Origin of the sequence: Vibrio sp. OPT41 (assembly GCF_015163595.1) — a bacterium.
Lineage (GTDB): Bacteria > Pseudomonadota > Gammaproteobacteria > Enterobacterales > Vibrionaceae > Vibrio > Vibrio alginolyticus.
The window spans coordinates 251,496-264,224 of record NZ_JADDYH010000014.1 but is presented as its reverse complement, the minus strand read 5'-3'; the positions used below and the strand labels follow the sequence as shown (position 1 = coordinate 264,224).

Sequence of the window (12,729 nt, the reverse complement as noted above, 5' to 3'; positions counted from 1 at the left end):
AAAAACGGAGCTTTTAGTGCTCTAGCTCCGTTTTTTGATTAACATTTAAACAACATTAATGACTTACCGTACGCACGCGTAATTTGGCGCATGTTAAAGGCATCATGGCGTAACTCTATTGAGTACGGCGTACATATCACCATTGGAATCTTCGATCGTTAGCTCATTCTTGTTGAGCTTATACGTGGTTCCATGCTCGCCATTTTCATACAGCAGAACCAAAAACTCATCTTCTGTGTAAAACACACCTTGTTTGATGGACTCATCCCCTTCTTCGTTCGAAACCCTAAACATGAACACGAAATCAGGTTGAAGTATCAAATCCATCTGATTAATGTTGTTGGCCACAAGACCGTCGCCAGATACGTGAGAGCTAGACCACATACCTGCAAGTGAATTGGATAATCCCTTAGTGAATGTTACACCATTAAGATCAAGCGTATTATGGTTGTTGCGATAGGCATAAATTTGAGGCTCGTCGGTGTTTAAACCAAGAACGATTGTGTCTTCATTTGCGTTATACAGCCCTTCCCAATGGTCAACGGAATAGTCTTTCTTTTGAATATCAATAGAAAAGCTGTAGTCAGAACCTAATGAGAGTTTGATCGCACGAAAGTTTTCAGCCGACTCTTCGGGGTTTGGGTTCATCAAATACCAGTCTCCGATGAGAAACGGCGTGTCAAAGTGACTTAATTCATCTTCTCTGGTGTTTTCTCCACCAAACACACTAAAGCAGCAAAAGCTAAGTAAAATAAAGAACCACTTCATATCGGCATCCTTATCGTTTTCTTTTAGCTTAGCCAGTAGTCCTCACTTTCGCGAAATTTTAGATGTAGATCACGTAAATTATTGGGGGAAAATAAGCGAATATCTTGCTCGATATCGAGACAGCGGAAGACAAAAAGGCATAAAAAAAGAGTGAATCTGAAAGACTCACTCTTTTTATTCTAAATTGCCAGTTATTATGACTGATTTTCCTGCTTAAGTAGATCGACCATAATCGCGACAGACTCATCTAAATAAACATCAGGAGCCTCGTAGTCTTTTGGTATGTCATCCAATGTTTTAAATGCTTTTTTACCCAAAGCAACTTGACGTTCATTTATGCGTTGTAATCGAAGGGCTTCCGCTTTATCCGATTCAGCCTTACGAACTTTTTCGTTCAAAGACAAAGTATTATCGTCTTTTTCTTTACGATATTTCTCGATGTCTTCATTGATAAAGCGGAACTCCATTTCATCAGAAATACGCTTGTTATGAAGAGCAGTAAGTTTTTCAACTAAGGCGTCGTTACTTGGAAACGTTTGATATTGTGCTTTATCAATCTGATCCCAAGGTAAAGCATTGTCTTCAACACTTTCACCTGTTTCAGAAGCCTCAATTGGCGTTGGGTACGAAATATCTGGTGCAACACCACGATTTTGCGTACTTCCACCGTCAATACGATAAAACTTCTGAATCGTGTACTGAACATAACCTAGCTCTTTATCGAAAAGATCGTAAATATGATTCAGTGAACGATGTTGCTGAACTGTACCTTTACCGAAAGAGTTTTCACCTAAGATGATTGCACGATTATAATCTTGCATTGCCGCTGCAAAAATTTCAGATGCTGAAGCACTGTAGCGGTTAATCAACACCGTCAATGGGCCATCATAACTCACTTTTCCATCGGTATCGGCATTCACCTTGATGCGGCCATAGCTGTCACGAACTTGAACTACAGGACCTTCTTTAATGAATAAACCTGTCAATGCCGTTGCTTCTGTTAGCGCACCACCGCCATTGTTGCGTAGATCAACGATTACGCCGTCAACGTTTTTGGTTTTCAACTCAGCTAGTAATTTATCGGTGTCTTTCGATAAGCCGACGTAGAAACTTGGTACTTCTAAAATACCAATCTTCTTACCGTCTTTTTCGATGATTTCTGACTTAACTGCACGATCTTCTAAGCGAACTTTGTCACGAACAATTGTGACAATGTAACTCTTCGCATCGTTACCTTCTGGCAAGATCTGTAGATTAACCTTTGTGCCTTTAGGGCCTTTGATTAACTGAACAACATCATCCAGACGCCAACCGATCACGTCGACAATTTCTTCACCGTCTTGTCCAACACCAGTGATTCGGTCCCCTTCACCAAGTTGCTTACTCTTTGAGGCCGGACCGCCAACAACAAGTGAACGAATTACTGTGTAATCGTCTGTCATTTGCAAAACGGCGCCGATACCTTCTAGAGAAAGGTTCATTTCCGATTGGAATTGCTCGGCATTACGTGGAGAAAGGTAGCTTGTATGAGGGTCAACCTGTCGCGCGAAGGCATTCATATACAACTGAAATGCGTCTTCATTGTTGGTCTGTGTGATGCGCTTCATCGCGTTGTTATAACGCTTCTCTAAAACTTCTTTAATCTCTGGCCACTCTTTGCCAGTCAGTTTCAGATTTAACGCGTCATATTTCACACGCTTGCGCCACAACTCGTTGAGCTCTGCTTCGTCTTTTGGCCATGCGGCCTCAGAGCGGTCTAACTCTATCTCGTCATCGGTATCAAACTTGATCTCTTCATCGAGTAGAGTTAACGCATAAGCAAAACGATCGAAACGCTTCTGCATTGAGAGGTTGTAAACATCAAAAGCAATTTGGTTGTTGCCCGATTTAAGCTGATCATCAAGCTCGACTGACCAATTTTTAAATGAATCGATGTCTGCTTGAGTGAAAATATTTCTATTGTAATCAAGCAACTCTACATAGCGTTCAAAGATCGCTTTAGAGAAATCATCATTGAGGCTGAAGTGCTTATAATGAGAGCGGGTAAATCGCGAGGTGACTCGTTTGCTAGCTGTTTCATGCTGAACTTCAGGAGAAAGAACCGGCAGGTCATCTTTATGTAGTTTGGCTTCAAGAGCCTGAGCTGATGCTGCTAGCCATAAGCTAGCAGCAATCAGGGTCACTTTTGAACGGCAATTCATGCGTAGGAGTATCTCCTTTATGCGCGCAAGTGCTCCGCTTTCACAACCATTTGTAGGCCGTTAGCAAGTTGAACACGTACATCATCCTTATTGATTTCAACAATGGTCGCTGCCATGTTTCCTTTGCCCATGTTCACGTTAACTGCGTTACCTACTGTGATTTCATCAGCATTTAGAGCGCGCGTTTCTACAGGCTTAGTTGGTTTTTGTACTTTTGGTTTATTAGTACGACGAGGCTGTTGAGGCTTTTTAGCCGCAGGTTTCGCTTTCGCCTTACCCTCTTCACGAGCTTTTTGTGCTTGTTCTTTACGACGAGCCTGAACTTTCGCCTTGCTTTCTGCAAGTGTCGCTTTCGCGTGTTCAACGTGCTCTTCTTCTAGCTCACCACAAGGGTTGCCATCTAGGTCTACACGTACTGCACCTGGTTTTACACCGTGTAGGTAACGCCATGATGAAGTGTACTGTCTTAACGCTGCACGAAGCTGTGTTTTGCTTACTTTTTCGTCTTCATTTAGACGTTCCGCAAGATCTTGAAAAATACCAATTTTCAGAGGTTTTGCTTCACCTTCTAAAGTAAAGCACTTAGGGAAACATTCAGCAATATATGCAATAACTTCTTTGCTGTTTTTTAACTTTTCAGTCATGAGGGGTCCTGATTTGAGCGGATTTCCGCGAGCATTAAGAAAAAATATTCTCGTATTATAGTGACATGCCAAGGAAAAACCACACTCGAAGGCTAATTTATGCGTCGTTCGCGTGTGAATTAAGCAGCTTTTCTACTTCAACCATGAAATGAGTGAGACCTTCTTCGTCTGTTTCATTAAATCGGCCAATACTTGGACTATCAATATCAAGTACACCAACCACCTTTCCATTAATAGAAAATGGAATCACAATTTCTGAATTGCTCGCTGCATCGCACGCAATATGCCCCTCAAATTCGTGAACGTCGTATACTCTTTGTATAGTATTAGTTTGTGCAGCAGTACCGCAGACGCCTCGACCCATTGGGATACGAACACAAGCTGGTTTTCCTTGGAACGGACCAAGAACAAGCTCTTCACCTTTTGTTAGGTAAAAGCCTGCCCAGTTAAGATCGTCAAGTTCCATGAAAAGCAATGAGCTCAAGTTTGCTAGGTTCGCAATAAAGTCTGGTTCAGACTCAATTAGAGCAACAGCTTGTTTGGTTAGTCTTTGGTATTGTTCTAAGTTCATATTATTCCTACTTACTATAAAAGCTTCCATTCTCAATGTATGGCGCTAAAATGCAGCCCTACTTTATAATAGGACTTATTCTCAATTACAATGCTTCTGAAAAATGACACTATTAGCCGTTCTTGGTTGATAACACAAGTAAAAAAGCACAAGTCCAAGCTGATCATAGCGAACTTGATAGCGGTGCTTGCAACCTTGATTAGTGTTCCAATTCCCCTCCTCATGCCTTTGATGGTTGATGAGGTCTTATTGGACCAACCTGCAAAAGGCTTAGACGCCATGAATGCCATTCTCCCTGAAGCGTGGCACACTCCGACAGGCTATATTTTCTTCACCCTGTTATTGGTTGTTCTTATGCGAGCTGCGAGCCAAGGATTAAATATCCTTCAAAGCCGACAATTTACGCTTGTTTCAAAAACCATCACGTTTGAGATGCGCAGTAAAATGATCGACAAACTCGGCCGTATCAGCATCCGACAATACGAAACCAAAGGTAGCGGAGGAATCAACGCACACCTTATCACTGACATTGAGACCATTGATAAATTTATTGGTTCTACGTTAGCAAAATTCGTTATCAGTTTTCTGACTGTTATTGGTACTGCTATCGTTCTACTTTGGCTCGATTGGCGACTTGGTCTGTTTATCCTGTTAGTTAACCCTATTGTCATTTACTTCTCACGTAAACTAGGCAGTATGGTTAAACATCTGAAACGGAAGGAAAATCATTCTTTTGAAATTTTCCAAAACCGTTTGGTTGAAACATTAGATGGAATCTACCAACTACGCGCAGCCAATAAAGAGCGAGAATTCCTCCAACAACTCAAAGACAGTGCGAACCAAGTTCGCGTTGATGCAGACAAGTATGCTTGGCAATCTGAAGCGGCTGGTCGCGTTTCTTTTCTTCTCTTTTTGATCGGCTTTGAATTATTCAGAGCTGTCGCAATGTTAATGGTCATGTTCAGTGACCTTACTATTGGCCAAATATTTGCCGTTTTTGGTTACCTATGGTTCATGCTGTCTCCTGTTCAAGAGTTGCTTGGGATTCAGTTTTCTTGGTACAGCGCTAAAGCCGCATTAAAACGCATCAACGACTTATTAGAGTTAGAAGAAGAGCAGAGACCGGTTCCTAAGGTAAATCCTTTCAAAGAAGGTAGAGAAGTTGACGTTAAAGTAGAAAACATTAATTTCTCTTACAATAATGAAAACAAAGTCCTAGATAATCTTTCTTTACATATGCCGGCAGGAAAGAAAGTGGCGTTAGTTGGTGCAAGCGGCGGTGGTAAGTCAACCTTGATACAATTACTTATTGGGGTTTACCGTCAAAACTCCGGTAGCATTCGCTTTAATGATGAATTAACAGAAGATATTGGTTTTGAAGTAATTCGCGACAAAATTGCCGTGGTATTACAGCAACCTATACTATTTAACGACACCTTGAGGCATAATCTAACGCTTGGTGGTAATTTTGACGAAATGTCACTTTGGCGTGCGCTTGAAGTGGCTCAGCTGCAAGATGTTATTTCTCAACTGAACCACGGCTTGGATACTCAAGTTGGTCGTAATGGCATTCGTTTGTCAGGAGGTCAACGACAACGGCTTGCCATTGCTAGAATGGTGCTGAGTAATCCTCAATTTGTTATTTTAGACGAAGCCACGTCTGCGCTAGATACCGCTACTGAAGCGGCTTTACACAAAGCACTGACCGAGTTCTTACGTGGTAGAACAACATTAATCGTTGCGCACCGACTGTCCGCTGTTAAACAAGCCGATTTGATCTACGTGCTTGAAGATGGGAAAGTGACGCAAACAGGTACTCATGGTGAGTTAGTTGAGCAAGAAGGCTTATATCAAACCTTATATGGGGGCATACAGTCCCACGCTTAAATCGTTCAAGCTAGAGAGGTCGTTATGACCTCTCTGTCTAAGCACGCCATGCAACCCAATAACGTACGTTTGTGCCAAGGTTGTGAATTGCCTATCGACATCGTCGACTTACCCCATGGCAAAAATGCACACTGCCCTCGTTGTGGTACACAATTATATCGCGGAGGTAGCCCTAGCCTCTCTGGTAATCTAGCCGTCGCGATAACCTGCATCCTACTATTTATTCCATCGCACTTTTTTAACTTTATTAGCATCCGACTCTTTGGTGTGATGATTCCGGCAACCCTGCCTTCAGGGATGCTCACATTGATGGAAGAAGGATTTGTTCTTCTTTCATTGCTCATTCTATTTTGTAGCTCTCTAGCGCCACTGACGGTTTGTGTTTCAGTGGTAACGGCGCATATTTCTTTACATCAACGATGGTTCCGTGGGCTTCGTATCTCACTGTGGCTAATTCAACATTTGAAGCATTGGGTTATGTTAGATGTGTTCTTAGTGAGCATCGCCATTTCCTGTTTTAAACTCCAAGATTATTCCGACATTTTCGTCGGCCCAGGGTTAATTGGTCTGGTTCTTTTGCAGATATTTACCGTTTTGTTAGTTTCAAGAATCAGCGTGCGTCGTTATTGGGAAGCTTGGAAACCAGAAAGTTTATATGCTTTTGAGCATAAAGATGTGCATTGCCATGAATGCCACTTGTCCCAGCCTGAAGGCCACCATTGCCAACGTTGTCATCACGAGTTATATCATCGCAAGCCAAACTCCATTCAGAAAACATGGGCTTACCTCATCGCAGCAACGGTCGCCATCTTCCCCGCTAACCTGATCCCTATTTCCATCTTGCTTACCAATGGTAAGCGTTTGGAGGACACTATTTTTTCAGGCGTGGCTGGTTTGGTAAAAAGCGGCATGTATGGAATCGCTGCGATCATTTTTGTTGCCAGTGTCGTTGTCCCGGTGATTAAAATACTTGGGCTCGCCTACATCATGCTTTGCATCCAATTCAAACGTTCGGTGTTTAAGAGACAACGAATGATGGTTTACTTTGTTGTTAAATGGATCGGTAAATGGTCTGTGATGGATTTGTTTGTTATTTCTATCATGATGACGTTAGTCGATCGTGGTCAGATACTGGATTTCACACCAGGATATGGCGCCGTAGCATTTGGTGTTGTCGTAGTGTTGACCATGCTTGCAGCAGAAAGTATTGATCCAAGGCTAATCTGGGACCAAACAAACCCAAAACAATCAGAAAAAGAGTCAATGAATGAGTGATCAGAACAGTTCTCAAACGTCATACGTACCAGATGTAAAGCGGAGTAAAGGCATATCTCCTCTTTGGCTGTTGCCAATTTTGACCATGGTCTTAGCTGGCTGGCTTGTTGTGAAGTCGATACACGATGCAGGACAACGAGTGCAAATCTATTTTTCTGATGCCGCTGGTCTTGTCGCCGGCCGAACCACTATCCGTTACCAAGGATTAGAAGTCGGCATGGTAAGAGACATTAACCTCACCGAAGATCTCGGCAGTATTTATGTCGATGCTGATATCTATCCTGAAGCTGCAAAGTTACTGAACGATAAAACACGCTTTTGGTTAGTAAAACCAACAGCTAGCCTAACGGGAGTTTCCGGACTGGATGCGCTCGTCTCAGGTAACTACATCTCGATTCAACCCGGAGATGGTCAAGAGTTTGAGACAACATTCCATGCGTTAGACTCTGCTCCAACAGATTTACGCGTTTCTCAAGGTTTGAATATTAAGCTCAAAAGCCGTGATTTAGGTGGTGTATCGGTTGGCTCTCAAATTGTTTATAAGAAAATCCCAATCGGTGAAGTGTACAGTTACCAGCTAGATGAAGATGCAAAATCTATCACTATTCAGGCCAACATTCAGGATCAATACCGACATATCATTAACAACCGCAGTCGATTCTGGAACGTCAGTGGAATTGGTGCCAGCATCGGTTTTGAAGGTGTCGATGTAAGACTAGAAAGCATGAGTGCCTTACTAGGTGGCGCCATCGCCGTCGACTCTCCGGATGATGGTGAGCCTGTAGAAGAGAACACCGAGTTCCGTTTGTATAAAGATTTGAAAACTGCTGGTCGAGGCATCGCGGTTAAAATCGTCCTACCTGATGACAGCAAGATCAGCGGAGAAGGCGCTCCAATTATGTATCGCGGAATCGAAATTGGCCAAGTTACGGACTTGAGCCTTTCCGAAGGCCGAGAAGTGATATTGGCGTCAGCGGCAATTCAACCCGCTTTTAGTGACATGCTGACGACAGGTACTCGATTTGTCTTAGAAGAAGCAAAAGTGTCCCTCTCTGGTGTAGAAAACATTGCTAATTTAGTGCGAGGGAACTTCTTAACGATCGTGCCGGGCGCGGGTGAACGCTCTCGCCGCTTTACTGCCATTCGTAAAAACGTGTTTAACCAACAGCAAGAAAAGTCCATCGCGATTCGGTTGGTGTCCGACAATTCGTTTGGCCTAGATAGCGGTGCCAATGTACTTTATAAAGGCATCGTTGTTGGTTCAATCATCAAAGTGGGCCTAGTTAAGGAAGATAAAAAATCACAACACGAAGTATTTATGGATGTATTGATTGACCATGAATACAAACATCTGATCAAATCAAACAATCGTTTTTATGTAACCGGCAGTGCATCAGCAGAGTTAACTGAATCCGGGCTCAGCGTTACCGTTCCTCCAGCAAAGCAGTTGTTAACCGGGTCAATTAGTTTTGTGAGCGAAGGCAAGCAGGATATTCAAAAAGAGTATCAACTGTTCCAAAATGAATCATTGGCTGAATTGGCGCAGTACAATCAAAGTGGCTCTAGGGCTCTAACACTATTTGCTTCTGAATTGCCGCCGATTTCCAAAGGCAGCCCTCTACTCTATCGTAATCTTCCAGTTGGTAACGTCTCCGATTTCCAACTAGTTGATGGCGGAGTACTAATTAAGGCTACTATCGAAAACCGCTTCGCTTATCTTGTAACGCCACAAACCGTTTTTTGGAATCGTTCAGGGATTGAGATAGATGCATCATTAGCTGGCGTCAGTGTGAAAGCACACCCTTTGAAATCGTTAATAGAAGGTGGCATCGCTTTTGACTCCGTGCCAGGCGTTGAAAACAAAATCGGAGAAAGCTGGAAGCTGTATTCTGATCAAAAAACCGCTCGCAAGTTTGGGCGCGTCATTGCTTTAGAAACCGACGGTTCGCAAGAGATTGCTAAAGGAATGCCGATTGAATATCAAGGTGTTAAAGTTGGTGAAATCACTCTGGTTGTACCGAATTTTCGTCGTAACATGGTTGAAGTCACTGCAAGGATCCTACCTGAATACGTAGAAAACATTGCGGTTGAAGGCTCACATTTTTGGCTAACTGAACCAGAAATTGGTTTAGGTGGCGTTAAAAACCTCGGGGCGTTGGTGTCGAAATCCATCAGTGTTGAACCAGGTAAAGGTAAAGCTAAATTTGATTTTCAATTAGAACATAGTTCAGAACGCGTGCATGGAATCATGTTTACGTTACAAAGTGAACAAAGAGGTTCAGTTCAAGTCGGTACCCCTATTCTTTACCGCCAGATGGAAGTTGGCCAAGTGACCGACGTAAGCCTAGGAGAATTTGCTGATCGCATCCTCACGACTATCAAAATACAGCCTGAATATGCTTACCTCGTTCGTCAAAACAGTGTGTTCTGGAATGTTTCAGGAGTAGATGTTTCCATCGGGCTTACCGGCGCTAACATCAAAGCGGGAACCTTTGATAGTTTAGTTCGCGGAGGAATTGCGTTTTCAACGCCAGAGCAATCGACTATTCCACCAGCGGCAAAGAGTGGGCAATCTTTCTTTTTGTATCCACAAGCTGAAGAGGGTTGGACTCAATGGCGTACAGCGATTCCTAAGCCGTAGAATAAAGCTCAATTCATGTACAATTGAAGTTTGATCACTTTAAAAGAGCAGCAATCGCTGCTCTTTTTTAATGCTCGGCCCTTGTCACTATTCGTTTCTGCTTCGCTTTCGTATATTATTTGCCACAAATTCTGCAAACGAGATCCCACATTGCATCCTAATGTTTACATCCCAGACGCGTTTCTGGAAAAAATCCAAACGATCCTTCCTGCTCACCTCAACATGGAAGACTTTATCGCGTCTTGCCAAAAGCCACTGCGCAAAAGTATTCGAGTTAATACGTTGAAGATCAGCGTTGAAGCGTTTTTAGAACGAGCAGAAACAAAAGGCTGGAAGCTTTCTCCTGTGCCTTGGTGTGACTCGGGGTTTTGGATTGAAGCGGACGAGTCAGTTGTACCATTAGGCAACACAGCAGAACACATGTCTGGCTTATTCTACATTCAAGAAGCCAGTTCGATGATGCCGGTATCTGCTCTGTTTATGAATGATGAATCTTACGATGCCGTGTTAGATACCGCAGCCGCTCCCGGCTCAAAAACCACTCAAATTGCAGCTCTAATGAACAACAAAGGTGTACTTGTGGCCAATGAATACGCCGCAAGTCGTGTAAAAGTACTGCACGCTAATGTGGAACGTTGTGGGGTACGTAACGCCGCACTAAGTAACTTCGATGGGCGCGTTTTTGGCGGTTGGCTACCAGAACAATTTGATGCGGTTTTGCTCGACGCGCCCTGCTCTGGAGAAGGCACCGTTCGCAAAGACGAAGATGCGATGAAAAACTGGACGCAAGCTTCCGTACTCGACATCGCTGACACACAGAAAGATCTTATTGAAAGCGCCTTCCATGCATTAAAGCCCGGTGGTGTGATGGTTTACTCAACATGTACGCTCAGTACAGAAGAAAACCAACAAGTTTGTCAACACTTGAAAGAAACCTTTGGGGATGCTGTAGAGTTTGAAAGCCTTGAGAACTTGTTTGAAAACGCAGAGGCAGCCCTAACTGAAGAAGGCTTTTTGCATATTTTCCCACAGGTCTACGACTGTGAAGGGTTCTTTGTTGCAAGAATTCGCAAACTGGCTGCTGTTGAGGCGCCAGAAGTCAAAAAGCGCATGGGGAAATTCCCCTTTGCTAAAACTTCAAAAAAAGAATCGACAGAAATTGCTCAACAACTCCAAAGCGCGTTAGGTATTAAACTTCCAAATGACAGTTCTGTATGGCTTCGCGATAAAGATGTCTGGTTATTCCCTAATGCTTTAGAAGCGATGATCGGCGAATTACGCTTCTCCCGTATGGGTATAAAGATCGCGGAAGCCCATAAAAATGGCTACCGTTGGCAACACCAAGTCGCGACTGCCCTGGCGACAGGTTCTGAAAGCAACGCCATTGAACTCAGTATTGAAGAAGCGCGCGAATGGTACATGGGGCGTGATGTTCGCCCACAAACCATTCCTGAGGGAATGAAAACAGGTAAAGGCGAAGTGCTTGTCACCTATCAAGGCGCAGTTATTGGCCTTGGCAAGTGGGTAAGCAACCGAATAAAGAATGGTCTCCCTCGCGAATTAGTACGAGATAAGAACTTATTTTAAAAGACGTAACGAACCATAAATAAATGAAAAGCCATCGTATTTGCGATGGCTTTTTAATTCGTAAGTATGAAAGCAAGTGGGCTCGCTAGCGATCCGGACACGCTGTACTAAACTAGTTGTATCAAAGTAATGCTTTGATGTGGCATTTCTCTCTATGTTCACCAACAAAATTATTGTTGGACAAGTTTAGCGCAGGCTCTGCGGAGCCGTTTCCCCTAGGCCCAAAAAAAGGAAAAGTTTGGGCCGTTTTTTTGGCTGTAGTTCCACTATACGTGAGTTTGGACTACGCTAGACGAATACCGTCTTTCTCAATGACAATTTTACCCTGCTTGTATAAGCCACCGATGGTCTTTTTATAAGTCCCTTTACTTGTGCGGAAAGCATCAAAAATCGCTTCAGGAGAAGACTTGTCATTCAAAGGCAAAAATCCGCCTTTCTTCTCTAGCAAGTCAAGGATCTTACTAGAAAGATCGTCCATTTTCGCCACACCGACTTTTTGTAGAGCAAGGTCGATTTTGCCATCTTCACGAATGTGCTTAATAAAGCCTTTCAGCTTTTTACCGATGTAAAGCTTACCAAAAACATCCGATGGGAAAATCATGCCCCAATGCTTACCATTAACGATAGCTTTATAACCAAGTTGACTACGCTCTGCGATGATCAAATCAACTTGCTCGTTAACTTCATAATTCGCTGGAGTTTTATCTAACCATTTATTGAACTTAGTCGTACCAACAATGCGACCTGACGCTTTGTCGGTATAAACATACACTAAAATGGTTTGTCCGGCAGAGAAGCGAGTGCGTTGCTCACTAAAAGGAATCAGTAAGTCCTTTTCTTTGATGCCCCAATTTACAAAAGCACCTGTCGCATTCACACCCTCAATCTTCATTAAACCCCATTCACCCACTTGGGCAATTGGTCTTTCAATGGTCGCAGCAAGTTGGCTTTCTGAATCGAAGTACAGAAATACGTCTACATGCTCACCAATTTCAGTACCCTCTGGTACATACTTACTAGGTAGTAGAACAGAACCGTAATCATCGCCATCCAGAAATACGCCAAAATCAGCCTTTTTAATGGCTTCTAAGCTGTTAATTTGACCAATTTTAATCATTGATTTTGTCTCTTTTTAAATTTACGTGGAATTATACC

At 43.1% G+C, this 12,729-nt stretch carries 9 protein-coding genes; 4 read left to right on the top strand and 5 right to left on the bottom strand.

Annotated elements, in window-relative coordinates:
- Positions 1–102 precede the first annotated feature (102 nt).
- The 4 genes from IQP38_RS04850 to IQP38_RS04835 all read right to left on the bottom strand — a co-directional run bounded on the left by IQP38_RS04850 (position 103) and on the right by IQP38_RS04835 (position 4,184).
- The gene (locus IQP38_RS04850; RefSeq protein WP_053304489.1) at positions 103–768 is read right to left on the bottom strand and encodes a hypothetical protein; all 666 of its coding nucleotides are present in this window, start codon (positions 766–768) and stop codon (positions 103–105) included.
- 194 nt (positions 769–962) lie between these two features.
- Complete coding sequence (gene prc / locus IQP38_RS04845) at positions 963–2,969, bottom strand: carboxy terminal-processing peptidase (protein ID WP_017634279.1); 2,007 nt, start codon at positions 2,967–2,969, stop codon at positions 963–965.
- Between the two features lie 17 nt (positions 2,970–2,986).
- Positions 2,987–3,613, bottom strand: a complete 627-nt coding sequence (proQ, locus tag IQP38_RS04840; protein WP_005377435.1) for an RNA chaperone ProQ — start codon at positions 3,611–3,613, stop codon at positions 2,987–2,989.
- Between the two features lie 97 nt (positions 3,614–3,710).
- Positions 3,711–4,184: a GAF domain-containing protein gene (locus tag IQP38_RS04835; protein ID WP_005377433.1), complete on the bottom strand. Its 474-nt coding sequence runs from the start codon at positions 4,182–4,184 to the stop codon at positions 3,711–3,713.
- Positions 4,185–4,274: 90 nt separating this feature from the next.
- Here IQP38_RS04835 and IQP38_RS04830 point away from each other — a divergent pair, with 90 nt between their 5' ends.
- From IQP38_RS04830 to rsmF, 4 genes are all read left to right on the top strand, one after another.
- Positions 4,275–6,071: an ABC transporter ATP-binding protein gene (locus IQP38_RS04830; protein ID WP_193837362.1), complete on the top strand. Its 1,797-nt coding sequence runs from the start codon at positions 4,275–4,277 to the stop codon at positions 6,069–6,071.
- 24 nt (positions 6,072–6,095) lie between these two features.
- Positions 6,096–7,346 carry a paraquat-inducible protein A gene (locus IQP38_RS04825; protein WP_193837361.1) on the top strand — a complete coding sequence of 417 codons (1,251 nt, stop codon included), beginning with the start codon at positions 6,096–6,098 and terminating at the stop codon, positions 7,344–7,346.
- On the top strand, positions 7,339–9,987 hold the full coding sequence (locus IQP38_RS04820) for an MlaD family protein (protein ID WP_053304488.1): 2,649 nt from the start codon (positions 7,339–7,341) through the stop codon (positions 9,985–9,987). The genes IQP38_RS04825 and IQP38_RS04820 overlap by 8 nt, the downstream gene beginning before the upstream one ends.
- Before the next feature lie 150 nt (positions 9,988–10,137).
- Entirely contained in the window at positions 10,138–11,574 is a 1,437-nt protein-coding gene (gene rsmF, locus IQP38_RS04815) for a 16S rRNA (cytosine(1407)-C(5))-methyltransferase RsmF (protein ID WP_053304487.1), read from the top strand.
- A 283-nt stretch (positions 11,575–11,857) separates the two neighbouring features.
- Here rsmF and IQP38_RS04810 read toward each other — a convergent pair whose 3' ends face one another.
- A complete protein-coding gene (locus tag IQP38_RS04810; protein WP_193837360.1) occupies positions 11,858–12,691 on the bottom strand; it encodes a S1 RNA-binding domain-containing protein in 834 nt (277 codons plus the stop codon).
- Between the last annotated feature and the right edge of the window lie 38 nt (positions 12,692–12,729).

What these genes read in the sequence shown, in the direction of transcription:
- IQP38_RS04850 (WP_053304489.1), bottom strand. Translation starts at nt 768, where the DNA reads ATGAAGTGGTTCTTTATTTTACTTAGCTTTTGCTGCTTTAGTGTGTTT.
- prc (WP_017634279.1), bottom strand. Translation starts at nt 2,969, where the DNA reads ATGAATTGCCGTTCAAAAGTGACCCTGATTGCTGCTAGCTTATGGCTA.
- proQ (WP_005377435.1), bottom strand. Translation starts at nt 3,613, where the DNA reads ATGACTGAAAAGTTAAAAAACAGCAAAGAAGTTATTGCATATATTGCT.
- IQP38_RS04835 (WP_005377433.1), bottom strand. Translation starts at nt 4,184, where the DNA reads ATGAACTTAGAACAATACCAAAGACTAACCAAACAAGCTGTTGCTCTA.
- IQP38_RS04830 (WP_193837362.1), top strand. Translation starts at nt 4,275, where the DNA reads ATGCTTCTGAAAAATGACACTATTAGCCGTTCTTGGTTGATAACACAA.
- IQP38_RS04825 (WP_193837361.1), top strand. Translation starts at nt 6,096, where the DNA reads ATGACCTCTCTGTCTAAGCACGCCATGCAACCCAATAACGTACGTTTG.
- IQP38_RS04820 (WP_053304488.1), top strand. Translation starts at nt 7,339, where the DNA reads ATGAGTGATCAGAACAGTTCTCAAACGTCATACGTACCAGATGTAAAG.
- IQP38_RS04810 (WP_193837360.1), bottom strand. Translation starts at nt 12,691, where the DNA reads ATGATTAAAATTGGTCAAATTAACAGCTTAGAAGCCATTAAAAAGGCT.